The organism is Pseudonocardia sp. EC080619-01 (assembly GCF_001420995.1).
Taxonomy (GTDB): domain Bacteria; phylum Actinomycetota; class Actinomycetes; order Mycobacteriales; family Pseudonocardiaceae; genus Pseudonocardia.
This window is the reverse complement of sequence record NZ_CP012185.1, coordinates 756,695-780,017: the sequence shown is the minus strand read 5'-3', so window position 1 is coordinate 780,017 and position 23,323 is coordinate 756,695. Positions and strand designations below refer to the sequence as shown.

The following is a 23,323-nucleotide window of genomic DNA, read 5'->3' as shown; positions in this document are numbered from 1 at the left end:
CTCCTGCCGCTCCGCGCTTCCTGTGTCCCGTCTCTCCGCCGGCCGCGCCGGTGATCACCTCGCGGCCGCCAGGTCTTGAGTGTGACGCCACGTCAAGGTGTGCACTCGGTCGCGGCGAAGATGTTCGCGTCACCGACACCGGAGGAGTGGAGAGCAGCATGGTAGGTAACACCGCTGCATCGTGTGCGGTCAATCCCGCAGAGACCGGCACTGACCGCGCGGGCGATGCCCCGTACCACCGGGCCCTGGCCCACGACCGTCGGCGGGTGGGACGCGGCGTCGCCGCCATCGTGCTGGTGGTCGTCGGGCTGTTCGGGTTCGGATCGGTGATCACCTGGCTGGCGGCCCGGATCGACCTGTCGATGGGGCGGGTCAACCCGACTCTCGGCGGTGACGACGTCACGGTCCTGTTTCAGGCCGCCGGCGCGGCCTCGGTCGCGTTGCTCATCCCGTGGAGCATGCTCGTGCAGCGCTGGCTCTACGGGGTGCGGGGGCGGTCCCTGATCTCGGTCGTCTGCCGGTTCCGGTTCGACGAGTTCGGACGGGCGCTTCTGTTCGCCGGCCCGCTGTCGGTTCTCTGCATTGCCGTCGTCTCGCTCGTGACCCCGATCGAGCCCGCGCAGTTCAGCGCCGTGGATCTGGTCGGCCTCCTCGCCGTCACCCTGCTGCTGACCCCGCTGCAGGCAGCGGGGGAGGAATTCGGGTTCCGCGGTCTAGTCCTGCGTGTCGCGAGCAGCTGGAACCGGGACCCGCGCACCGCGTTGGTCGTTGGGGTGGTGGTGTCGGCGGCGTTGTTCGCCGCGATCCACTTCCAGGGCAACCCGTGGCTGAACATCCACTACCTGACCCTCGGTGTCGGCGCGGCGCTCATCACCTGGCGTACGGGCGGGCTCGAGACGGCTGTGGTCCTCCATGCTCTGAACAACACCATCAGCTTCACCTTCGCGCTGGTGCTGCACACCGATCTGCTCGGCGGTACGGGTGACCCGGTGCTGCTGCTTCTCGCCGTGCCCACAGTCGCCACGACGGCCGCGGTCTTCGTATCCACCCGTCAACACGGCCCCACGACCACGCCGGTTCGTTCGACCACGCCGTGAGGACGCTGGGACTCGGCCCGGCATCAGCCCCACGCCCGTCGTGTGCTGGCCGGAAGCGGCACAGCGTGACGTTCCAGGAGGAGGCACCGGAAAAGAGCAGGTCGACGTTGGTGTGGAACTGCGACGAGATCCCGCGTGCCTATGCCGTGCAGCTCGGTGGCGGCCCTGCCCGACCGGAGACTTCCCCGGGGTAGTGAGGTCTCGGCGTCGGGACGACCAGCTCGCTCAGGTCGAGTTGCGCTGGAGCCCGTCCACGACCGCGGCGGTGTTCACCGGTAGCTCGAACACCGACACCCGCATCGTCGTTCGACGCAGAAGCCGATGTATCCGCGCGGCCACTCCGGACGCGACATCGGTGAGATCCGAGGTGTGCAGGACTTCGAAACACACACTCGGCCAGCTCTCCACGATTCCACCGACGTGGGCTCTGTCGATGACCACCGTTCCGAAAGCCGTCCCCACGAACAAGCATGTCGACGTCGTCGCGATCCCGTGGAGACCGAGCACGAGTCGTAGGCAGAGGACCAGCGCGAGGGCGGTGAAGGTGAGCGTGGTGACGGCACCGACAAGAGCCAGCCCCGATATCGCACCCGGTGCCTCGTGCGCGAGCACATGTTCTTGCGTGGAGTGGGCGATGAGCACGACGCCGATCGCCGCGGCTGCGAGGTGTACCGCCGCCCAGGCGATCACGCGAGACCATGAGGCTCGGTGCACCAGCGCCCCCGACGGTACCGCTCCCCGTCGGCGTCGGCGTCGACGCTGAAGGCGGAAGGGAACCGATCGTCGGTCCGGCACCCTGCGCAGCATCACGACACCCAGCGCCAACGCCGCGAACGCGGCAGCACCAGCAGCAAATGCAGAGCACCGGATGCCACCAACAGCACTGCCGCACAGAGCACCGGGGGACTGATGATCGTCAACAGTGCCAGAGCGGTCGATTCAGACCACGGGTAGAACACGGACGCCTCCCACACCCGGTCCGCTCGTCGGTCCCGGTGGTGTCCTGGTCCATGCCGGGGTGGTAGAGCACCAGTCCGTACCAGCGACCAGACCCATGCCGACCCGACCGCCGGGAGGCACCTGGCCCGGTGCCGTTCTGCCCGCCGGTGAACGCCGTTCGACACCAACGGCCTTTGGTCGAGGGCGGTCCCCGGGCCGCCACGTCCTTTACCGCTGCGTCGCTTGTGTCGTCCACTGCTGTGTCGGTCACCGTTGCGACAGCCTGTCGCGGACGATCTCGGCGGGGCGGCGAGCAGTGCGGGCGCGTCTATGAAGCCGAGTCACCCGGAGATTCCAGCACTGCTCCGACGGCAATCGGTACGACGAGTAGCGGTCGACGGGGAGATGCCGTCGACGATGTGGATACGGTTGCGGGCGTGGTCCTTTGGGCTACTCGGGGTTGTCCTGGAGCGCACGGACCTCGATGCGGGAGCCAAGCGCGGTGGAGATCTGCTCGGCCCATCTCAGCGCCTTTTCCTCATCCGGTGCCTCGATGATCCAGAACCCGCCGACGTACTCGGCCGCGTCCACGAACGGCCCGCGCGTGCGCTTGGGCTCCGCACCGGTCGCGTCGACGGTGGTCGCAGTCGATGGGGGCTGCAACCCACCTGCGGTCACGAACGCCTGCGCCGCGTTCAAGTCGGCGTTGAAGCGGTCGACGGCGGCCATCATCGCCTCCATCTCGGCGGCGTCGAACTCCTGCATCGACTCCATCGTCGGCTCCTCGGCTGTGTTGTGCGGGATGGTGAGGAAGTACTGAGTCATGACACTGCTCGCTCTCTTGGCGACTGACGTTGGTGACTGACGTTGGTGACTGCTACTGGCGACGACAGCAGCCCCGGCCACGCGGGGCGGCGCTGCGAAGCGATCGCCCCTCCTGGCTGACGAGGGCGTCCCCACACCGGTCGCGGCCGCCCCCTCCTCGGCCGCGACCGGCTGGCCGCTCCTCAGAGCCGCTCCTCAGAGCCACTCGGGTGGGCCGGACACGATGGCGATCATCCGGCCCGAATGCTGCGTCGACCCTGCGCACACCTTGAATCTGCAGCTCAGGTTGGGTAGCAACGGTGCTGCTGCGACGAGCGAGAGGGCATGGACGTGGTGGAGTTCCGCGTGCTCGGTGACATCGAGGCCCGGTCCGGAACACAGCTGGTGGGCCTGGGGCACGCGCGCCAGCAACTGGTGCTGGTCGCGATGCTGGTCGAGGCCAACCGGACGGTCTCGACCGACCAGCTGATCAACAGAATCTGGGGGGCGCACCCGCCGAGGCGCAGCCGGGAGACCGTGTACAGCTACCTGTCCCGCATACGCCGGGTGTTCGCCGACTTTCCCGACGTCGCGATCCTTCGCAGACCCGGTGGTTACTCACTCGCCGTTGACCCGATGACTGTCGACCTGCACCAGTTCCGCGACCTGTCCGCCCGGGCCCGCGCGGACCACGACCAGCAACGCGCTCTGCAACACTTCGAACAGGCAGTGGGGCTGTGGCGTTCCGACGCGTTCACGGGCCTGGAATCAGAGTGGGTCGACGCACTGCGCGACGAGGTGGGACGTGAACGATTCTCCGTCGAGCTCGACCGTAACGACCTACTGCTGCGATGCGGCAGACATTCCGAGCTACTGCCCGAGCTGACCACTCGCACCGCTGCGCATCCGCTCGATGAGCGGCTCGCCGGCCAGCTCATGTTGACGCTCTACCGCTGCGGCAGGCAGGCAGAGGCACTACGCCACTTCCATGCGGTCCGGCAGAACCTGGTCGACGAACTCGGCGTCGAGCCGGGTCGGCGCCTGCAACAGCACTACCAGGACATTTCGCCGGAACCGCGGTCAGCCACGGCGAGCCCACACCACAACAACCAGCCCCGAGGGTGCCCCACCAGCTTCCGTCCGACGTCCCCGGATTCACTGGTCGGGTGGCCGAGCTCGCCCAGCTCGACCACCTTCTGTCGGAGACACCGACCAGCCCCCGGATCTCGGTGATCTCAGGGACCGCCGGTGTCGGCAAGACGGCATTGGCGCTGCACTGGGCCCACCGACACCGCGATCGCTTCCCCCACGGCCAGCTCCACATCAATCTGCGTGGCTACGACCCGGACGAACCGCTGGACGCCTCCGAGGCCCTCGGCGCGGTTCTCCGCGCCCTCGGCACGCCCGGCACGCAGATACCGGCCGAACTCGACGAGCTCGCGGCCACCTACCGGAGCCTGGTGGCCGGACGCCGACTCCTCGTGCTGCTGGACAACGCGATGTCGGCCGAACAGGTCCGCCCGCTACTTCCCGGCACACCCTCGACCGCGGTCTTGGTGACCAGCCGTGACTCGCTCGCCGGGCTGGTCGCTCGCAACGGCGCCCGCCGGCTCACAGTCGATCGCCTCCCGGTCGCCGACGCCGTCGTGTTGGTGCAGTCGCTGGTCGGTGTCCGGGCCGAGCAGAACCCCAGCTGGGCCACGGTCGTGGCCCAGCGCTGCGCCCGCTTGCCGCTGGCAGTGCGAGTCGCAGCGGAGCTGACAGCGGCCCGCCCCGCGACCCCTTTGGAGACACTCGTCGCCGAGCTGAACGACGAGCACCGTCGGCTGGAGGTCCTCGATGCTGCTGGCGACCCCCGCACCGCGGTGCGGGCGGTCTTCTCCTGGTCTTACCACCAGCTTCCCGGTGAGGCCGCACGAGCGTTTCGCCTGCTCGGTCTCCACCCCGGACCCGACCTAGAGCTCTACGGCACCGCCGCACTCGTCGACACCGACCTCGGCCCGGCCGACGCGGTGTTGGCGACCCTCGCCCGTGCGAACCTGATCCGCGAGATCGCGCCGAACAGATTCGAGATGCACGACCTGCTGCGGGCATACGCGATCGAGCGCTGCACCGACACCGACACCGAGAACGACCGGCGGCAGGCACAGACGAGGCTGCTCGACCACTACCTGCACAGCGCTGCGAGCGCGATGAACGTCCTGGCCCCGGCCCAGGCGCGACGGCGCCCGGGCGTGAACACAGCCACCACCCCCACCCCGCCGATGCATGACGCGACCACCGCGCGTACCTGGCTCGACGTTCAACGCGCCACCCTGGTCACCGTGTGCGCCCACGCCGCGACCCATGACTGGCCGGCCCACGCGACAGACCTGGCGGCTGTACTCGGCCGGTACTTCCAGCTCGGTGGGCACCACGCGGACGCTCTCGCCGTGCACACTCACGCGCGCCGCGCCGCAGCGCACAACGACGACCGACTCGGCGAGGCCCGCGCACTCGACAACCTGGGCCTGGCCCACCGAGCGCAGGACCGCTACCTGCAGGCGGCCGAACACCACCAACAAGCTGCCTCGTTGTTCCGCGCCGCCAAGAACCACAGCGGCGAAGCCGACGCGTTGATCAACCTGGGAGCGATCGCCTGGCAACGAGGCCAGTATGCCGATGCCGCCGCCGACCAAGTTCGGGCAGTGCAGCTGTTCCGGGACTGCGGGGACCGCAGCGGAGAGGCATGGGCGGTCTCGGCTCTCGGATTCCTGCGGCGTCGACAAGGGCGCTACCGGGAAGCCGTGGAGCACCATCGGCGGGGGCTCGCCCTGTTCGAAGGTCTCGATGACGGGGTAGGGGAGGCTTACACGCATGCCAGCCTGGGCCTGGCGCTGGCCCGCCTGGGACGACACGAACAGTCGATGGCACACCACCGTCGAAGCCTCGTTCTGTTCCGTGACAACCACGACCGAAGCGGTGAGGCCTACGGGCTGGGCAACCTGGGCCTGCTCCGGTGCGTGCAGGGCCACCTCACCGAGGCCGCCGGACACCATCGGCAGGCACTCGACCTTGCGCGCGAGATCGGCGACCGGGCAGCTGAGGCCTACAATCTCGATGACCTTGCGGTCGTCTACCGGAGGCAAGGGCACCTCGCTCTGGCCCTTGATTACCACCAGGACTCACTTGCGCTCTGCCGAGCCATCGGCGAGAGCCCAGGAGAGGCGAAGGTGCTCAACGGCCTGGGGGAGACCTACCACGCAAGTGGCCAACCCGCGTCCGCCCGGGAGAGGCACAGCGGTGCCCTGGAGCTCGCCGCCCGGATCGGGGACCGCTACGAACAGGCGCGCGCCTATCACGGTCTCGCCCGCTGCCTACGCGCCGTCCACGACGACGTCGCCGCCGAGCGCCACGCCCGCGACGCCCGCGCCCTGTCCGCCCAGTTCGATATCGCGTCCGACCTCGCCGCCCCCGGGACGGGGTCGGTCGGTGGGTAGCGGCCGGTCGTGTTCCTGGCGATGGTGCTGGCGCCCTCGCGGGTGCGGTCGTCCACGTCCCAGAATCACTGGTCGCTGCCGGGCGAGCTTCCCGGCTGTGTCGAAACGATCCGTTCGCACACAGATCAGGCGCCAGGCAGCCGTCCCGGCGCGACGGGGCACCGTCGCGATGACGACGCCGGGCAAGCGGCGGCGGCAGTAGCCACGCAAGTCAGGCACGAAGCGTACACGCCACAGCCGTGGCTGGCCGCGTGCGGCCGACTACGCTAGCTTGTCGCGGTCCTGCAGACGCCAGGGCAGGCCTGCTGCGGGCATCGTGGACCTTTCCGTGGCCCGATCGCGCAGCCGGAGGGTATTTCAGCCGATCGAAGCACGACACACCAGATCCTCGCTGTTTCGTGCACCCGGGACAGAACGGGCCTGCGCCACCTGAACTCCGGCGTCGTCGAGCAGCCTGCATCCGAGCTCGGTGGGCCAGTCGTCGGCATCGACAGTCGTATCGACCCGAACGGTGAGGGTGGTGCCCACAGGGCAGGCCACCACGTGCTGGACCGTCTCCCCGATCTGGACAACGACGGTCCGCCAGGACGACAGTTGTCCAGACATGACGGACGACAGCGGGGCGTCGGCCGCCGGTAAACATGCCCACCGCGTCGCCGGCTGCTCGCTCCTGCCAGTGATCGAACTGCTCGGTGAGGTCACCACCACGGTGTAGGTCGAGAAACCGCACCATGCTGCTCCGACGACGACAACAACTCCTGCCGCCAGAAGCGCAACACCAATCCTGACTTCCCTCACGCTCCCGTGAGCGACATATAGCGCCTCCGTGTTACTCCATCCAGCCCTGTTCACTCGAACGAGTCGTACGCGCGTGGTCCGGGTGCCCGTCTGTGCGTGCGGGGGCATGTCCATGCTGTGAGGCCGGTCGAGATACCGAGACACCGAGCGAAGCCGTTGACGGGCCAAGGTGGCCTGTATCGCCCGGGCGCGGCGCACGGGCTCAGATCGGTCCCGGCCCGGTCGTCGCCGCGCTCATCGGGTGCCCACCCCCGACATCAATGGTTCCAGCAAGCCCAGGACGGCCTCGGTGTTGGCAGGGTTCGGCTGGAACAGCAGCCCTGCCTGATCGAAAGTCAGAAAGTGCAGACGACCTGCGCGAGCCGGCGCTGATGCCGCGACGAGCGGCTGGCTGAGGAACGCAGTGCGATCGGAATCCGCGCCGACGCCGAGGAACACTATGTCGGCGCTGTCGAGTACCCCGAGATTCTCGGCGGCCACCTGCGTGGTGGCGGCCTGCTGCACCGGCAGTCCGGCGATCGGCGCAGGCAGCTCCAACCCGATGTCACCGAACAGTGCTGTCACCGGGCTGCCCGGAGAGACGACGAGGTAGGTCCCGCCCTGGACGTACTGACCGAACGCATACCGGGCGCCGTCGAGCTCCGGGTGTCGTGTGCGGAACTCCGCGAGCGTGGCCGACGAGCGGTCGATGAGCTGCTGTGCCTCGTCGTCGCGCCCGAGGGCGTGCCCGATGATTCGTACAAGCTCCTCGCCGGGGTCCTGCAACAGCTCCGTTCGATAGGAGACAGTCGGTGCGATCGCTGAGATCTCGGCATAGGCCGCGGAGAACGACGGCTGCGCAGTCGTCATCAGGATCAGATCGGGGCGCAGCCCCGCGATCGCCTCGAGGTTCGGGGTGATCGAGTCAAGTGTGCGGAGCTCGGGCCGGACCTGGGGTGACACTCCGGGCCAGGCGCCGTCCGGGCTGGACGGGTTGATCGTGGCGCCGACGATCGTGGCGCCGAGCGCGGTGGCGATCTGAGTGTCGGCAAGTCCGAGCACGACGACCCGCTGCGGCGCTGCCGGGATCGTCACGGTGCCCTGGCCGTGAGTCAGGGTCACCGGGAACGCACCGAGCTCTCCGGTCGGATCGGCAGGCATCTGCTGGGCGCCGGAACCACAGCCGGCCATCAGCCCGGCCGCTAGTGCGCCCAGAAGGCCGACAACAGCCTGTCGTCGTCGCATGGCCCCTCCTACTCATCGAGTAAGGTGAACCTTAGTCAACTATGAAGGGGGTTCACAATTGGCTGGGTGTACTGGCTGCGGTACCGATCGAGAACTCCCCAGAGGTAGAAACCGCGCGCTGTCCCCGCCCAGGCCATGACCGGTCAGCTGCGTCGGGGGAGTGGTGGCAGGTGGGCCACGCTGGCACGAGCCAGTGTTCGTCAGCATAGCCGTGGAGCCGTCTCGATCTTGCTTCCTCGGCGCCGATCCGGCCAACCCCGGACCGGAACCTGTCGACTGCGCGGGCCGATCCCATGCCGCCTCGGTGTCGATCCGGCCTCCCGTTACCTGCTCGAGTCCTGAGGCCCAGACGAACCCGTGCCTCCCGATCTGTTCGGCGCTCCGCGTCATCAACGGTGGGTCCCCGTGCACGAGAAGCAGATCTGCATGGTGTTCCGGGACGATACGGCCACGTCGGTCGAGATCGAAACGACCGGCCGGGGCTCGGCGGTTGCGGCTCCGATGTACAGGTTTCCGGACGGTGTCGATCTCGTCGACGGGCGTGGCAGACCCGGCTGCCTGGCTTCATCGACTGCCATGTGCATTCCTTCGCCCCAGACGGAGAGGCCCCTGTTTCGGTGTGACTACTGAACTGGACATGTTCACCTTCACTGAGCTACCGGGGCGGTATCGCGAACAACGGTCGTCGACCGCGCCGACACCGTTTGCCGACGTCTAGACCGCCAGCATCCTCGCGGCCGTGCCCGGTGGGAGCGGACTCAGTACGGCCCGGTACCCACGTTCGCCCGCGACGCCGATGCGCTGGAGGGTGGACGTCTTCGTCGCCGAGTGCCTGGAGCAGAACTCGGACTATCTGAAGATCATCGTCGAGATGGCGGCCTGTTCGGGGGCCCGGTGCCCACCCTGGGACCGGTGCAGGTCGCCACCTGGTCGCGGCGGCGCGACGCCGCCGAACCACCCACGTCGTCCACGCGGGATCCCGACGCGAAACCGAGACCGCCCTGGCGGCCGCCGGGGGCTGACTGGTCCATGTCCCGGGCGAGCCGATGCCGCCCGACCTGGCAGCGCGGGCAGGGGAAATGAGTCGTTCGTCGTCACCATCCTGCCGGGCTACGACATGGGCCGACGTGGGCCGACGTGGGCATGGTGTGTGTCGGCACGGGTACGGCGGACTGGTCTCGCGGCCCGAGTCGGACAGTGCCGGCCGACAGGGACGACGACGTCCCGCCGGGAAGTAGTGCCCCAGCGGGCGCCCCAGGCGGTTCGCTGGTCCGGCCCGGGCTCGGGGTTCTCTCCTGAGTCCCCGTCTACGTCTCTGGCACCACGGTCATGCCTGCGACCTCGATCGAACCGCTCGCGTGGTCGAGTCCGCGGACCTCGATCCCGTACAGGCCGGCGGGGGCGCCCTGCTCGAAGCGGACCTCGGCACCGGACAGGGCGACGGTCGAGCCATCCACCTCACTTCCGACGAGCTCCGCCAGATCACGTGCGTCCGTCTCCGGGGCGCCGCTGCGAACCAGGAGGGCGACAAGATCCGGGCGGTCCTCGGAGGTGATTACCTCGGCGGCGCGGTGCGCGGCACGCATCCTGGCGATCTCGGCGCGCGGAGGCTGGTAGCTGATGAAGAACGGGAAGTATGACGGCGCATCGCGGACGAAGGCCTCGACGAACCCGGCGTTGTGTTCCTCGAACCGCACCTCGATCTCGACCACGTCGCGGCCGGCCTCGCGAAGCCGGGCCGCCGTCGCCCGCACGTCCGGAACGTCGACGGCGAAGGTCACCAGACCTGAAGGGGGACGCGCCTCGATTGCTGCCTTGAGGATGTCGAGGCTCCCGGCGTACTTGGAGGCGGCGACAGCTTCCCAGTCATCGACCGTGGCCAGCTCGACATACCGCTCATCATCGACACTCCAGGCCGCGTTGCGGAACCCGGGCATTGTCAGCGCAGCTTGGGTCGGCAGGCCAGACTCGTCATACGAGGACCTCGCTGCATCCAGGTCGTGCACCCAATGGATGAGGTGATCGAACGCGGCTGACTGCTCCGGCATTGGTCCTCCACGGTGGCAAATGTCGTCTTAGGGTAACCTAACTCAACGACGTGGTTATCCCAAGGGCTCTGCTCCGCGGCGTCCTTGCCTACCCCACCCGTGGGGCAAATTCGATGGCTCGGTCGCGCATCTCGAGGGGGTGCCGGTGAAGGTGGTACGCCTTGCCCAGGGGGCTGCCCAGAGTCTGGTTGCTGGTGTCGGTGGGGAGTTGAGGGGGCGTGGGCGATCAACGGGACGTCTGGACCTCGACCGGGCTCAGCTGCCCGAGGCCCCAGACTGACCCATGGAGCCGAGCTGTCAGGGCTCCGCGGGTTCGGCGAGTTCTTGGCGCTGGTGGCAGTGCGCTCGGCGCTGCGGCGTGGGGCGATCAGGTTGTTGCGCATCAGCGTCCGTTGGGTTGCCGATCGTGACGGCGGGGCAGGCGGGTTCGGGGGAGTTCGTGGCCCAGTCGGAGTGGTTCCACCGGGGATGGTTACGGCGCGCCTCCCGCAGTCTCGGGCCCCAGCTTGCTCGTCGAGCTGCCACGATGGCGGCGCGGATGATGGGAACGGTCGGCCAGTCCGGCCAGGCCTTCAGTGCGGTAGCGGCGCCCAGGCAGGCTCTGTCTTGCGCGAGGCCCGTAGCGACGGCGAGTTCGACCGCCGGTGCTCCAGTCGAGACGGTTTCCATTATCGCCTGAAAAGCTGCTCCACGACGCTCAACTCCACGTGCGTCAGGCCCGGCTTCTCCGTACGCAGAAGTCTGCCAGGCCATGGCGAGGTCAGGACTGGGTTGATCAGAGATCACCTACAGTTTCTGCCGCACTGCACTAATCCTTTGCTGGGGAGCCCAGGACTCAGAACCCCCTGCAGCGGGCAGGACCTGCCCACAATCTAAATCTCTCGATCTGTGTGCGGAGATTGACCGACGTTTTACGATCCATTTCGACCCGCATGTGGCGAACCGGAGCCCTGCACTGCCGGTGCAATCTCCAGTGGAGGCCAGTGAGATGTCAGGTGCAATTGCGGCACTGGGCTTCGGGGCGCAGGTGAGTATCGGAGATGTCTGGCGAACCCGGGATGCCGCCAAACTGCGCAGAGACGCCTTCGGCGCCACCTGGTCGGCCACGCCTATAGGAGAAAGCAGGTCGAACGGCCTCGCCCTGAACGGGACCTCTGACGCCACACGACCTGGCTTTGGCCTCCACCTCGAACCCTCCGAACAGACCAAGCTCCGTTGTCGGCCGCTGCCAGTCGTTCGAAGGAGACGCCGGGACGGATGGAACCAGACGACCTCGACCCCACGCCGGAAGAACAACTTGCAACCGGCCAACGCAGCATCACCGACTCTTGCCGGCCCGACGCGCCGCCCGAGACGCTCGACCCTCGTCTCCGGCAACTCATGTCGACCCGGCTGGTTGCGATCACTCCGAACACGCCGATTCGAACTGCTCTGGATTTGATGCTCGTCCAGGGGACTCACCACCTGCCAGTGTTCGACGGCGTCAGATGCGTGGGTGTGGTAACAGAGTCTGATGTGCTGCGCGGGATCGCTGCACAGCATAGTCCGATCGGGCACGTGACCTTGACCGCCGAATCACCTCTGGTGCGAGCAATCGTGCTTCCCGAGTCAACACGACTAGTCGAGGCTGCAGCGGCGATGTCTGCAAAACGGCAGGACATGGTGTTGGTCGAGTCTGGCGGACGAGTACGCGGGATCGTCACCGCCACCGACATCGTACGCCACTACGCTACGAGGCATTAGATGTTGGTGGCCATTGGATCCGGTCCGGACAGACCTACCGATATCGGCGCGCTCTGGATCGACCTCGGCCAGGTTGGGGGCAAGCCATATGTCCGCCTGACAAGTCGGCTGTGGACCACATTCGTTCCACGAGCACTGAGTTTGTCGCTGCGAGGCAACAATTCGGAGAGCTGCTATCGAGTGTCGGATCATAAGCAGGCCCAGACCGTTTTGTCGGCATCCGAGTACCGAACTCCCCACGACGCCACGTGGTCGACTACGACCATCCCGTAGCCGTGCGAACCTGAGAAGCGAGAACGGTCGATGGTCGGGGCCGTCCCCGGGGCCCAGTCGTCGACCTCGACTCGGACCCGGCTGGTCGGAGCAACACTCATCCGTACCGCACGTACACCCCCTGCATGCTCGATCGCATTGGTCACGAGCTCGGTGACGACCAGCGCAGCATCAATGGCCAGATCCGGGTTCCGCACGCGCTGACGCAACCAGTGGCGGAGCCGCCGCAGAGCGGTCTGGTCGCAGCGGCCGAGGCACAACGATTCGGCAGTGAAGTCCAGATCGGTCACCATGGTCCTCCGTCTGAGTCGCCGACACCTTCAGCCAACTCCCTGACTGGATGTACCCACTGCATTTGTCGTTCACTCGTGGACACGCCGTGTGCGGGGGTCTGGTCGTGTGCGGTCCCGCGCCGACGCTGACGCTGCATCACGTGGATGGGGCTTACGGCCGAGTATCGTGGCTGGCAGCTCTGGCCCGCACGGCAAGGGGGGCTCCGGCCAGATCTTCTTCGTTACACAGCAACTTGAGCTCGTAGTACACCGCCTGCGGTGCGTCGTCATAGTCGAGATGGACCGCAAGCACGTTCACCGGTTCACCGAGCTACTCCTGAGTCTCACGCAGCCAGCGCGCAGCCCGTTCCAAGGCAGTCGCCAGGTCGTTGTCGCTGAACTGGACCGGGCGGAAAGGGATCTCCCCGACCCCATCGCGATGATCGCCGGGGCGGGGCAGCCCGCGAGCCAGTCCCGCCTCATCGAGGTCCAGGGCTTCCGGGTTTTCAGTCATCGCCCCAGCATCGCGTCTCCGCGGCCCGAGGTCGAACCGCCCCGGCCGAGGTCGAACCGTCCCGGTAGCACCGCCCGGCTGGCCGGTGCAGGCAGGTCTTGACACGGGATCGCGTGGTTAGCTAGTAGTAAATCTGCCGATGAGATGACGGTCGAGGCACGCCACAGGGACGGCGATCGGATCGAGACGAACGGGAGGGTGATCTATCAGAACAGCCCCCGAACTTCTGGATCAGTAAGTAAGCGACAGTCGCGAGATGCGGGGTCCGTCCGTCCGTACGGACCCCGCATCTCCCTCCAGCTCGAACGCTGCGCGGGTCGGCAGCAGCCGATGTTCAGCGGGTGTTCAGCGGGTTTCGTTTAGGCCCGTTCGCGACCGCCCGGTGTAGGCCACGTCGCCACCGGTCTGCGGGTGATACCCGGACGGTCCTTCCTGGTAGGCCGAGTCACTTGGGGCTCGCCGGGAGAAGGAGTTGGCGGTCGGGCGTCTCAAGTGCGGGTCAACCCGCCCGACGCCTGGTCGATGGAATGGATCAGGGAGATCCCTGATGTGTCCGGTTGTGGGAGCGGGGCATGCTCAACCTCGTGCCGACCTCGCCCTTCAGCCACTTCGACAACACTCGACACACCAACTGGAAGATCATCGGAGTTGCCGGCCCCGACGACCCCCAGACCGTCCTCGAAGTGGAGATCTACCAAGCAACCCAACGGAGAGCCCGGCGCTGGTACTCGCCCCTGCAGAGGTACCCCAGTTCATCGCAGGGCTGGTTGCCACGGTGATGCCCGGGGATCTCACCGCCGAAGAAACGCCGGAACACTGACGCGCGTCGATTGACTTCCCGCCGGTAGGCGATGGCAGCGCGCAACGGGTCATCGACGTCTGAGCGGGCCGGCTGTATCGATCCCTCATCGATCACCAGCTGCGCGTCATCGACGTGAGATGCGTGCTTCGTGTGGCGCCAGAGACCGTGTCCCGTCGTGCGATATGAGCCCGAAGGGAGGATACTGACAGGGCAGCCTTGTCCCCCCCGGGCTGCACGGCGGTCGGGGCGACCCGGTAACCCCCTGCCCCGGCCGCCCCGGGAATCGGCGGTTGATCGGATTTCTTCGCGGTCCTCGCTCGACGTGGCCCAAGGCGATCGACGGTGTCCGCGGTACACCTGTGCACGGTGGGCTAGCTGGCGTTCCGGCCGAGCTAAATGCGCCATCGCTCGCCATCGAGAGGCCGCTACGCACGACGACGGCCAATCGCAACTGATCGCCGGCCCGCACGTCAGAGGGGACTCATGAGTCGGCGTTTTCCGATTCAACAGCAGTCGAAGGTCAACGTCGAGCTCGACCTACGCGAAAGATTCGCGATGCCCTTCAGCTGGACGAGTCACCTCGAGCACCGCGGACCTGCCCACCAGGTACGTCATAGACGTAGAGGGGTCAGCCACACTGCCGCACACCCTGCTGTCTCTCTCCAACATGATCCGCCGACCGAAGCCACGGGCAGACCGGGACAGCTCCCCGACGGCCGGACGCCGCCGACTCCGCGATAGCAGCCCTGTGGCGGAGTCTTTGGTCTGTCCGGACGGGTCGGCTTCCAGCCCAAACCCCGAGCTTGGCTCACATCGACCGAGCTAGTCCGACGCGCGTCGTGACGGGCACCCGGCTCAGCCGCTGAACTGCACCGAGTTCGTCTTTGCTGTCTCCGCCGTGCGCGGGGCCGCACCGTTCGACGCCGCCCTGCGAGACTTGGCCGGGGCGGCAGTTGCCGTCTTGGAGTTCGAAGCACTCGCCTCATAGGCCGATACCACATCGGCAGGGATCCGCCCACGCTGGGAAACAGCATAGCCGTTCTCCCGTGCCCACACTCGTATCGCCTGGCTGCGTCCGCGTGCCTCCACGCTGCTACTCGCGGCGGTACCGCGTCTACGCTGACGTGCCTGACGGCCCCCGGATCTGCGGGCGACGGCGACGAACGGGCCGAGCGCTTCGCGAAGGGTGTTCGCGTTGTCGCCACTCAGGTCGATCTCGAACTGTTTGCCGTCGAGGCCGAACGCAACAGTTTCGGTGGCCTCGACACCGGAAAGGTCGTCGACCAATCGTACAGTGTGGATTTGTGTCACGATAGCCCTCTCTCTGTGGTGTCGCGGAATCCGATTTTACCGGAAGGAGTGAGCCGTGCTTCACGGTGCCGTATCGGTTCAATGCGACGAGCCCGCGGCAACACTCGGGCCGAGCCGCCGAGCCGAATGCCACCTTTCGACCTACCTGCAGAGCGAGCTCCAGCTCCGTGAGCCCGGTCAGGTCCAGCTGATGCCGGCCCTGCACCTCGAGATGCACTGCCTGCGAGCCAACGCAGCGTGGAGCGGAACCTGACGGTCGTATCCATCCGTGTGTCCTCGCCTGGCACGGACGGCGCCACCGACATGACCGGTGCACAGATGCGCCATCCGGCACGGTGGATCGAAAGCTGGACAGCTCGACGACCTCGCCGACGGACGGCCCGCGCCAACCCCGAGAGAGCATCACCGTGTCAGATCTGACCGTCGCGTCGTTTCGCTGCGACACAGCAGCTGTCTATGTCGAACGCGACCAGACGAACCCAGGAGACTGGCGCCAGCCCCACCACACGAGTGCTGCGGTCAGGACCGCAGCCAGGGCACCACCAGGCGAGCCGAGTAGTACCAGGAGGAGCCCGGCGCTACCTACGATTCAGCGAGGAGACCGTACGGCTGCACGGCTTCGCCCCTCAGCAGTATCAGTTGATGCTCGCAGTCAAAGGACTGCAGCTACGACACCACAGCACGGTCGAGTTGGTGAACCGGGCACAGGGCCAGAACTTGGTGCAGCGGGGCTCTGATCCCGACGACGCTCGTACCGTCCGGGTCGCGCTCACAGCCGGAGGCGAGCAGGCACTCGCCCAGCTCGGTGCCCTGCACCGCGCTGAGCTCAAGCGCATGGGCGCGATTCTGACCCCGCCCACCGTGCAACCGCTACGGCATTAGCTCGGCATCGACACGACCAGCAGCGCGGTCGTTCTTCCGCATGCGTCTCCAGCCTGTCGGCGGCTTCGAGGGCGTCGCGGGCGCGCCTCGAGCAGCCACCAACGAGAGTGTCGGGCCATGAGAAGCCTGATACCACGGTCTAGGATCCCGAGGTGGTCTTGCCGGGACGCCCCGCTCGCCTCGGCCGGGCCGGGTGCCGACGGATCTTGAGGAATTCCGGTGTGCGGGCGTGTAGGTCCCCGGTCGGCGGACAACAGAAATCCTTGTGCGGTCAGCAGTGATCTCCAGGCTGGCCGTGTCGCGACACAGGTGATCCCTCCGGACGAGGTCGGGTGCTGGTGCTCATGCAGCGCCCGATGTCCGTCCCGAGGATCGGGTCCAAGTCCGGCAGGGAGATCATGGAGACTCTCGAAGCGTTTCATCTGACCTGCTGTGCGTGGTCGGCGGCGATCTGCCGGGACCTCGGCGGCGGTCGCGGGCGATCGACGCGTTCCTGCCCAAGATCGAGGAGCTGGTGGAGAAGTCCGAGGGCAAAGTCCGAGCCGATGTGGTGCACCGCTGGCTGGCCGCGTGGGTTCACCGGGGTGAATCGCACCCGCTGTGCGGTGGCGGAGGTCGAAGCGGCGTGGAAGCCGCGGCGTCGGCGGGTGTATCGGCCGTGGGTGCCTGAGCCGGGCATGTGGCTGCAGTTCGGACTGGGCCGAGGGCCCGCGCGTGGACGGACGGCGCACTCAGCTGTTCTGCGCATGGCTGGCCTGGTCCCTGGTTCCGGGTGGTGATTCTGACCTGGCAGGTCCTGTCGGGCGAACTCGATCGGCTCCTGCGCCGGATGCGGCTGCCCTACCTGCGCTGGCCGCCCCGGATGTCCTCGCAACTGCGCGGGCGCAGCGCTGGGACACCGGCCCAACTGCTCGAGGTTTTGCTGCACGAAGAGATCGTCGGACGCGACGCGGCCACCCGACGCCTGCACCGCAAGAAACGCGAATCTCCCGACCGGGAAGTCGTTCGCCTCCTGACACCCGGAGGACACCCTCGGGCCCACCCAGGCGCATTGAGCGCCCTGGAGTGGATCGGGCGGGCCGAGGACCTGGGCGTCGTCGGCCCGTCGCGGATCGGGAAGTCACATTTCGTCGATGCGTTGGCGCACGCCGCGACCGAGGTCGACCTGCGTGTCGCCTGGTTCACCCTCGAATCACTGACCGCCACCCTGGGGTGGGCCGAGGTCGGCGCCTCGTTCGCCCGCACCGTGTCGAGGATCCTGCGCGCCGACCTGATCGTCGTCGACGACATCGGCATGCTGCCCGCCGGACAAGACGCGGCCGAGGCGTTGTACCGCAGCGTCGACGGCGCCTTCGAGCACCGTTCGCTCGCGGTCACCAGCAACATCCCCTCCGGCTTCGACACCCCGATGTCCAAGACGGTGGCCACGGCGACGGTCGACCTGCTACTCCACCACGCCCACCTGGTCCAGACCATCGGCGACTCACATCGCCCCGCCGAGGCCCTGGCCGGCAAAAGGGGGCCCCTTGGCCTGACCGGTCCGAGCCGACTCTGAGAGCACTTTGGCGCGAGTGACAAAGTGTCAGTCCCGCCAGAGTCGCCCCAACAGGCCCGGCCACGCGGGACGACGACCGTCCGCTCACCTGGACATCTCCTGTTCGCCAGCCGGGACACGGCGCGTCCGCCGGGACTCGCGACGTCCGTTGACGCCCGGGGAAGTGCCGCGACTGCGGCGCCTATGGTATTGCCGAGTTTGCCGATGGCCTGTGACTCAGGAAGGCCGGACACGCCCGGACTGCGCCAGCATGAGCCTGCCTGAGCCCGAGCGCGGCAGCCGTCTATAGCCCGTGTGCAATTGATCTTGATGTGACGCTAGCGAGCGCACTCCTGCGGCCTGCTCTGGACCTACCAGCCTGGCGCGAGGCTTCCGCCCTCGATGCCGAAGCATGTGTGTCGCCGGCATGCACCGCTGCCGGCGCAGTGCCCGCCTCGGGAACCTGCCACGATGAGGTCCGCCGAGCTACACAGGCCGGTGACCGCCGGAGGTGAGCTCGCGACACGCAGTTAAGTACGAGCTGCAAGGCCGCAGGGTGGCCGCGGGTGTCGTGGCGCCTGCCGAAGCATCTGCGTACCTGTCGGGACAGCGGTGTGACGTCGTAGGAGGAGACATGGTCGTTCCGCACTTGACCGCTCACGAGCGCGCCGCGGCACTGGATAAGGCGCTTGCAGCACGCCGGGTCCGGGCTCAGGTCAAAGCGCGGCTACAGTGTGCTGAGATCAGCATCGAAGAAGTGCTCCAGCAATCGGAGACCAGCGATGCCCTGAAGCAGATGAAAGTCAGCGACCTGATCGAGGCACTTCCCAACTTCGGTGCAGGTAGGACACAGGCCCTCATGGCGCGGCTCGGAATAGCCCCCAACCGCCGTATCCGTGGGCTCGGGGAACGTCAGCGCACCGCACTGAGTATCGAATACCCTAAAGTCTGAGCAGTCCGCGTACGGATACGCAGCCGGCCGGATCAGCCGCTCAGCCGCGCATTGCCCGTTCCCACCCGTCACCGTCCCGCTCGTCGAGCATGGGTCGCACGCTGATCGTCTCCACCCCACCGTCGAGCAGCCGCTCGGTCATCCGATCGGCCTCGGCGAGGCTCCCCACGATCCACTCGGCAACCACCCTGTAGTGCTGTGCCATGGCCATCCCCCTCGAGATTGGTGCGTCGTTAACCATGAAACACGTTGGGGCCGGGCCGACGTGGTCCGGCTCGCCGGGCCATCCGGCGGCCGACCACACGGCCGGACGACACGGGGCGACGACCACGTCAGCTGTCCGTTCGCCACGACCGGTGGGCCATGATCCGGCCAGGTCCAAGAGCCATCACCTTGTCAGAGCGGGCGAACATCGCCCCGGCCCCCGACCGACGCTGTGTACCCTCCGGGGTCTACGAGCGGTGGCCCTGGACAGGTGCGGACCATGCCGGTAGTGGTCGTGGCGCAGGGCTAATCGCGTTGTCTGCCAGCGATGGCGCTGTCGTCGCCGGCAGACCGGCGCTCTGCTTAGAGAATGTGGCAGCTGATCGAGGGGTCGGCACTCTGGTACCCGGACGCTGGTCCGGGTCCGCGAGGCCAAGGTCGCGATCAAGGGCAGGGCCCCGCACTGATCTCGGCGTTCTCCGGCGCTTTGGCCGTCCGGGTTCGACTCGCGCGGCCGTGGGCCCGGAGTTCACGGCATCGTCGATGCGCCAACGGCTACCTGGAGACCTCGGTCCTGGCCGGGGGCGCGACCTTGTGACGGATGGACACCGATGCCGGTCCAGCGACGGGGAGCAGGAGCCCCGGCGGCGACGGGTTTGGGTCTGCTTCAGATCAGTCCCAACGACAGCATGGCCTCAGCCACCCGGGCATAGCCGGCAATGTTGGCTCCTGCAACATAGTCGCCGGGAACCCCGTACTCCTCGGCGGTGGTATGACACCGATCGTGGATACCCACCATGATTTGTCGTAGCCGCTCCTCGGAGTGTTCGAAGCTCCACGAGTCACGGGAGGCGTTCTGCTGCATCTCCAGTGCGGACGCCGCAACTCCGCCCGCATTCGCGGCTTTACCCGGGGCGAAGGCAACCCCGGCCTCGCGCAGCACCCGCACCGCGCGCGGGGTCGTAGGCATGTTCGCGCCCTCGCCGACCGCAAGGCAGCCGTTACCGACCAGGAAGCGGGCGTCGGACTCGTCGAGCTCGTTCTGAGTCGCCGAGGGGAGCGCGACCTCACAGGGAACCTCCCACACCGAACGCTCAGCCACGAACTCGGCGTGCAATGCTCGGTCGGCGTAAGCAGAGATGCGCTCACGTCGGACCTCTTTGACCTCTTTCAGTAGGTCGAGGTCGATGCCCTTCGGGTCGTGCACGAATCCGCTCGAGTCCGAACAGGCAACGACCTGCCCGCCGAGCTGTCGCACCTTCTCGATCGTGTAAAGAGCGACATTTCCTGATCCGGAGACAACAACGTCTTTGCCTTCGAGGGAATCACCTCGGGTCCGCAACATCTGCTCGACGAAGAACACGCAGCCATATCCTGTCGCCTCGCGACGAACCTGGGCCCCGCCGTAGAGCAGTCCCTTGCCGGTGAGGACGCCGGACTCGTAGCGGTTGGTAATGCGCTTGTACTGGCCGAACAGATAGCCCAACTCGCGAGCCCCGACGCCTATGTCGCCGGCGGGGACATCGGTGTGCTGGCCGAGGTGGCGGTAGAGCTCGAGCATGAAACTCTGGCAGAATCGCATCACTTCGCGGTCGGATCGGCCGCGTGGATCGAAGTCCGAACCACCTTTGCCTCCGCCGATGGGCAAGCCCGTCAGTGCGTTTTTGAAGACCTGTTCGAACCCGAGAAACTTCACAGTCCCCAGGAGGACCGACGGGTGGAACCGTAGTCCGCCCTTGTACGGGCCGAGTGCACTGTTGAACTCCACTCGAAATCCGCGATTGATGTGGATGCGACCCTGGTCGTCCTCCCACGGAACCCGGAAGATTACCTGGCGTTCCGGCTCGCAGATTCGGTCTACGATCTTTGCGTCTGCGAACTCCGGATGCTTGTCCACCGCAGGGCCGATGCTGTCGAAGACCTCGCGGGCCGCCTGGTGGAATTCTACCTCGCCCGGGTTCCGGGCCAACAGTCGTTCGTAGGTCGGTGCCAGCGCTTCGTGCATGTCGGTGCTCTGCGTCCTCTCCACGGCGATGCCGCGGGGGCGCGGCCCACACGCATTGTCACCTATGCCAAACCCGACTCGCTGGGGCCCTCCGATGGCTACGGGCACGGGTCGGGAGCGCTGCACCTGCCACGCCGCCGGACAGCAGGGGGTGAGGAACGTCGGCGGTGGCGTGGCAGTCGGGCACGGGGCGCGCTGGACCGCGACCTCCAGTACCCGACCCGCGACCGGCGACCGGGGTCTGGTGTACGCCGACACAGCGTGCCCGGCAGCTTCCTGCGCGAGCATGCCCGTAGTGGAGGTGGTCACCGGTCCGGGCCACGAATGGTCGTTGCGAGATATCAACCACGGTCGAACTCCTCGAGCACACCACTGGCGGCCAATGCACGATGGACCGGTCGAGACCGGTGACGCCCCAACCGCAGGAAGAGTCCGCGCTGGGTGGCCTCGTGGCGCAGCGTCAGCAGTGCCGTGAAGCCGGCTGCGCCCAGGTAGTCGACTCCGGACAGGTCGAGTGTGACATGGCGACACTGGTCGAGCAGGTCATTGACGACTGCGGTGAGCTGGGGCGCGGTGGCAGTGTCGATCTCTCCGAGACAGCAGACCAGGTGGTGCTGTCCAGAACGAGGGAACACAGTGGCTCGAAACGCCTCTGACGCAGGGTGCTCTCGTCCCGACGCCTTGTCGGGAGCCGAACGCGGTGGAAGCACGACCTTGCCCCCCAACTGTCGCCGCCACAGTCTCGATGCTTGGGACCAGGTGACGGCGGGCCCGCATGGCGGTGCGGTCCCCGCCGCCGATCGTGTGACACTGAAACAGCGACATCGTCACAACCCGCAGCTATGAGCTGGAGCACAAGTGCAAGTCAGTCCGCCCTACTCGAGAACGTCATCGATCGACACGGTGACCTCGGCGGCGTGTAGCCCAGTGAGTTCGTGGATGCGGTCGATGACGGCCTGGCGGACCTGCTCCCCAAGAACGCGCAGGTCGTGGCCGTAGTCGGCAGCGAGGGTGATCTCCACGGCGGTGCTTTCACCGGTGACGCCGACGGCGACGTGCTCGTCTGCCGCTCCGCTGATGGTGCGGCCCAGAGCGACCCGTACACCGGTCACTGACTGGGCCGACCGGCGTGCGATCACCACGATGACTCGTGTTGAGATCCGCAGGACGCCGTCGGGTCCGGGCATCACAGCATGCTCGGGCTCTGACAACGCTCCACGTACGCGCTGCAGGATCCGGTCGAACCGGCCTTCTGGAGCTGAGATCTTCTCGGCGGCGAGGTCGCGTACTGGGGACCACAGACGCTCGTACTCGGCCAACGCCGCCTGACAGTGCACACACCCGCTCTGGTGCTCGTCTCGGCGCTCGCCTTGGCCCCCCGCGACCTGCCCGAGCAGCGCGTCCGCCGACCGTCCGCAGGCCAGCATCTGCTCGTCCATCTGCTCGTGGTGGTCGTGTCCCCCGTCGTGGATATTCATGTCCACTCCCGGAGGGTGACGAGAAGTTGGCGTCGCGCGCGGTGCAGCCGTCCACGGACGGTCGCCTCCGACACGTTCAGGATGGTGGCAACTTCCTGGTAGCGCATGTTCTCGATGTCGGCCAGCACCACTACAGCTCGTAGCTCGGTGGGCAGGCCGGTCACTGCGTCGAGCGCTGCCCGGGCGTGGCCCTTGGCCACGGCGTGCGCATCGGCGCCGGGGGAGGAGGCGACGTTCGAGTCGTCGAGCGGTTCATGATGGCGTCGCCTGTCGATCAGATTGATGCAGCGGTTGACCACTACCCGGTAGAGCCAGGTGGTGAATCGGCTACCACCCGAGAAGCCGGTCAACGCGGTCCACAACGTCAAGACGACGTCCTGGGCGACGTCTTCGGCATCGTGGGGGTTTCCTACCATCCGTAGCGCGATCCGATAGATCCGGTCACGGTGGCGACGCACCAGCTCCTCGTAGGCATCGACCTGCCCCTGTTTGACCTTGCTGATCAGCCAGTCGTCGGCGGCTGCGTCGAGTCCGTCCGGGGCGGTACTCATCGCGGGACCCACAGACCCGGCGAGAGGCACGTCCGTGCAAGTGTGCCGGCTTCCCGACACGCTGCTGCGCGGTGTGTCGGGTCGTGCAGTGCGCCCCCTGTCACTGCGAGGGCTTGCTCGCCCTGCTGCACCCTCGTTCCCCCCTGCGGTCACGACGCCGGGCTGGGCCCCACCCCGCGGGACCTAGCCGCCAAGGCTCGTGATCGTCCCCCGACAACCACGTGGCGTCATTCCCCCGATGCCCTGACATTCGGTTGGACCCGTCGTGGCGGCAATCCTCACGCCACCGTGACGTGACCTCGCCCACCTATCGTGTCGTCGGAGCCAGACTCGACGGGGTCGGCGACACGTCGTCCCGTGGTGAGTCCAACCGCCAGAGTGCGCGCCTGAACGCGATTTGGACCGTAGCGGCG

The 23,323-nt window shown here is 67.2% G+C and carries 20 protein-coding genes and 1 pseudogene; 8 read left to right on the top strand and 13 right to left on the bottom strand.

Going from position 1 to position 23,323, the window contains the following annotated elements:
- Nucleotides 1-50 precede the first annotated feature (50 nt).
- Entirely contained in the window at nt 51-1,097 is a 1,047-nt protein-coding gene (locus AD017_RS31775; RefSeq protein ID WP_227013389.1) for a CPBP family intramembrane glutamic endopeptidase, read from the top strand.
- Between the two features lie 225 nt (nt 1,098-1,322).
- Here the strand turns inward: AD017_RS31775 and AD017_RS31770 are convergent, their stop codons facing one another.
- Both AD017_RS31770 and AD017_RS31765 read right to left on the bottom strand, forming a co-directional pair.
- Complete coding sequence (locus tag AD017_RS31770; protein ID WP_060577362.1) at nt 1,323-1,787, bottom strand: hypothetical protein; 465 nt, start codon at nt 1,785-1,787, stop codon at nt 1,323-1,325.
- A gap of 699 nt (nt 1,788-2,486) precedes the next feature.
- Nucleotides 2,487-2,861: a YciI family protein gene (locus AD017_RS31765; RefSeq protein WP_060577361.1), complete on the bottom strand. Its 375-nt coding sequence runs from the start codon at nt 2,859-2,861 to the stop codon at nt 2,487-2,489.
- Between the two features lie 324 nt (nt 2,862-3,185).
- Here AD017_RS31765 and AD017_RS31760 point away from each other — a divergent pair, with 324 nt between their 5' ends.
- Nucleotides 3,186-4,073 (top strand): AfsR/SARP family transcriptional regulator, encoded by an 888-nt coding sequence (locus AD017_RS31760; RefSeq protein WP_060577360.1) that lies wholly within the window; start codon nt 3,186-3,188, stop codon nt 4,071-4,073.
- Nucleotides 4,007-6,319 carry a tetratricopeptide repeat protein gene (locus AD017_RS31755; protein WP_060577359.1) on the top strand — a complete coding sequence of 771 codons (2,313 nt, stop codon included), beginning with the start codon at nt 4,007-4,009 and terminating at the stop codon, nt 6,317-6,319. Before AD017_RS31760 ends, AD017_RS31755 begins: the two co-directional genes overlap by 67 nt.
- A 357-nt stretch (nt 6,320-6,676) precedes the next feature.
- Here the strand turns inward: AD017_RS31755 and AD017_RS34965 are convergent, their stop codons facing one another.
- The 3 genes from AD017_RS34965 to AD017_RS31735 all read right to left on the bottom strand — a co-directional run bounded on the left by AD017_RS34965 (nt 6,677) and on the right by AD017_RS31735 (nt 10,389).
- The gene (locus AD017_RS34965) at nt 6,677-7,171 is read right to left on the bottom strand and encodes a hypothetical protein (RefSeq protein ID WP_145984161.1); all 495 of its coding nucleotides are present in this window, start codon (nt 7,169-7,171) and stop codon (nt 6,677-6,679) included.
- A 180-nt stretch (nt 7,172-7,351) separates the two neighbouring features.
- Entirely contained in the window at nt 7,352-8,341 is a 990-nt protein-coding gene (locus AD017_RS31745; protein ID WP_082538447.1) for an ABC transporter substrate-binding protein, read from the bottom strand.
- 1,307 nt (nt 8,342-9,648) lie between these two features.
- On the bottom strand, nt 9,649-10,389 hold the full coding sequence (locus AD017_RS31735) for a VOC family protein (RefSeq protein ID WP_060577355.1): 741 nt from the start codon (nt 10,387-10,389) through the stop codon (nt 9,649-9,651).
- A gap of 1,257 nt (nt 10,390-11,646) precedes the next feature.
- Here AD017_RS31735 and AD017_RS34040 point away from each other — a divergent pair.
- Nucleotides 11,647-12,132 carry a CBS domain-containing protein gene (locus AD017_RS34040; RefSeq protein WP_082538448.1) on the top strand — a complete coding sequence of 162 codons (486 nt, stop codon included), beginning with the start codon at nt 11,647-11,649 and terminating at the stop codon, nt 12,130-12,132.
- 188 nt (nt 12,133-12,320) lie between these two features.
- Here AD017_RS34040 and AD017_RS31730 read toward each other — a convergent pair whose 3' ends face one another.
- From AD017_RS31730 to AD017_RS34030, 3 genes and pseudogenes are all read right to left on the bottom strand, one after another.
- On the bottom strand, nt 12,321-12,695 hold the full coding sequence (locus tag AD017_RS31730) for an anti-sigma regulatory factor (RefSeq protein WP_168172330.1): 375 nt from the start codon (nt 12,693-12,695) through the stop codon (nt 12,321-12,323).
- Between the two features lie 154 nt (nt 12,696-12,849).
- Nucleotides 12,850-13,191 (bottom strand): annotated as a pseudogene (locus tag AD017_RS36840) (hypothetical protein).
- 1,657 nt (nt 13,192-14,848) lie between these two features.
- Nucleotides 14,849-15,304: an Lsr2 family protein gene (locus tag AD017_RS34030; protein ID WP_082538449.1), complete on the bottom strand. Its 456-nt coding sequence runs from the start codon at nt 15,302-15,304 to the stop codon at nt 14,849-14,851.
- Between the two features lie 510 nt (nt 15,305-15,814).
- Here AD017_RS34030 and AD017_RS36835 point away from each other — a divergent pair.
- From AD017_RS36835 to mihF, 4 genes are all read left to right on the top strand, one after another.
- The gene (locus tag AD017_RS36835; protein WP_060577351.1) at nt 15,815-16,186 is read left to right on the top strand and encodes a MarR family winged helix-turn-helix transcriptional regulator; all 372 of its coding nucleotides are present in this window, start codon (nt 15,815-15,817) and stop codon (nt 16,184-16,186) included.
- Nucleotides 16,187-16,622: 436 nt separating this feature from the next.
- Entirely contained in the window at nt 16,623-16,856 is a 234-nt protein-coding gene (locus AD017_RS37645; RefSeq protein ID WP_145984162.1) for a hypothetical protein, read from the top strand.
- A 102-nt stretch (nt 16,857-16,958) separates the two neighbouring features.
- Nucleotides 16,959-17,741, top strand: coding sequence for an ATP-binding protein (locus tag AD017_RS31710; protein ID WP_227012933.1), 783 nt, complete (start codon nt 16,959-16,961; stop codon nt 17,739-17,741).
- Between the two features lie 613 nt (nt 17,742-18,354).
- Nucleotides 18,355-18,672 (top strand): integration host factor, actinobacterial type, encoded by a 318-nt coding sequence (mihF, locus tag AD017_RS34025; protein WP_060633845.1) that lies wholly within the window; start codon nt 18,355-18,357, stop codon nt 18,670-18,672.
- A gap of 40 nt (nt 18,673-18,712) precedes the next feature.
- On the opposite strand, the gene AD017_RS35690 is transcribed toward mihF, so the two are convergent.
- The 5 genes from AD017_RS35690 to AD017_RS31690 form a co-directional block, all read right to left on the bottom strand.
- Nucleotides 18,713-18,877 (bottom strand): hypothetical protein, encoded by a 165-nt coding sequence (locus AD017_RS35690; protein ID WP_168172331.1) that lies wholly within the window; start codon nt 18,875-18,877, stop codon nt 18,713-18,715.
- Nucleotides 18,878-19,543: 666 nt separating this feature from the next.
- Nucleotides 19,544-20,881, bottom strand: coding sequence for an NADP-specific glutamate dehydrogenase (gdhA, locus tag AD017_RS31705; protein WP_060577494.1), 1,338 nt, complete (start codon nt 20,879-20,881; stop codon nt 19,544-19,546).
- Between the two features lie 341 nt (nt 20,882-21,222).
- Entirely contained in the window at nt 21,223-21,516 is a 294-nt protein-coding gene (locus tag AD017_RS34020) for an STAS domain-containing protein (protein WP_168172332.1), read from the bottom strand.
- Nucleotides 21,517-21,756: 240 nt separating this feature from the next.
- On the bottom strand, nt 21,757-22,359 hold the full coding sequence (locus AD017_RS31695; protein WP_060577349.1) for an Asp23/Gls24 family envelope stress response protein: 603 nt from the start codon (nt 22,357-22,359) through the stop codon (nt 21,757-21,759).
- On the bottom strand, nt 22,356-22,910 hold the full coding sequence (locus AD017_RS31690) for an RNA polymerase sigma factor (RefSeq protein ID WP_060577348.1): 555 nt from the start codon (nt 22,908-22,910) through the stop codon (nt 22,356-22,358). The genes AD017_RS31695 and AD017_RS31690 overlap by 4 nt, the downstream gene beginning before the upstream one ends.
- Nucleotides 22,911-23,323: the final 413 nt, after the last annotated feature.

Bases quoted from the DNA above. Each gene is read 5' to 3' on its own strand.
- mihF (WP_060633845.1), top strand. From the start codon at position 18,355: ATGGTCGTTCCGCACTTGACCGCTCACGAGCGCGCCGCGGCACTGGAT.
- AD017_RS31745 (WP_082538447.1), bottom strand. From the start codon at position 8,341: ATGCGACGACGACAGGCTGTTGTCGGCCTTCTGGGCGCACTAGCGGCC.
- gdhA (WP_060577494.1), bottom strand. From the start codon at position 20,881: ATGCACGAAGCGCTGGCACCGACCTACGAACGACTGTTGGCCCGGAAC.
- AD017_RS31765 (WP_060577361.1), bottom strand. From the start codon at position 2,861: ATGACTCAGTACTTCCTCACCATCCCGCACAACACAGCCGAGGAGCCG.
- AD017_RS34040 (WP_082538448.1), top strand. From the start codon at position 11,647: ATGGAACCAGACGACCTCGACCCCACGCCGGAAGAACAACTTGCAACC.
- AD017_RS31690 (WP_060577348.1), bottom strand. From the start codon at position 22,910: ATGAGTACCGCCCCGGACGGACTCGACGCAGCCGCCGACGACTGGCTG.
- AD017_RS35690 (WP_168172331.1), bottom strand. From the start codon at position 18,877: ATGGCACAGCACTACAGGGTGGTTGCCGAGTGGATCGTGGGGAGCCTC.
- AD017_RS31760 (WP_060577360.1), top strand. From the start codon at position 3,186: ATGGACGTGGTGGAGTTCCGCGTGCTCGGTGACATCGAGGCCCGGTCC.
- AD017_RS31695 (WP_060577349.1), bottom strand. From the start codon at position 22,359: ATGAATATCCACGACGGGGGACACGACCACCACGAGCAGATGGACGAG.
- AD017_RS31735 (WP_060577355.1), bottom strand. From the start codon at position 10,389: ATGCCGGAGCAGTCAGCCGCGTTCGATCACCTCATCCATTGGGTGCAC.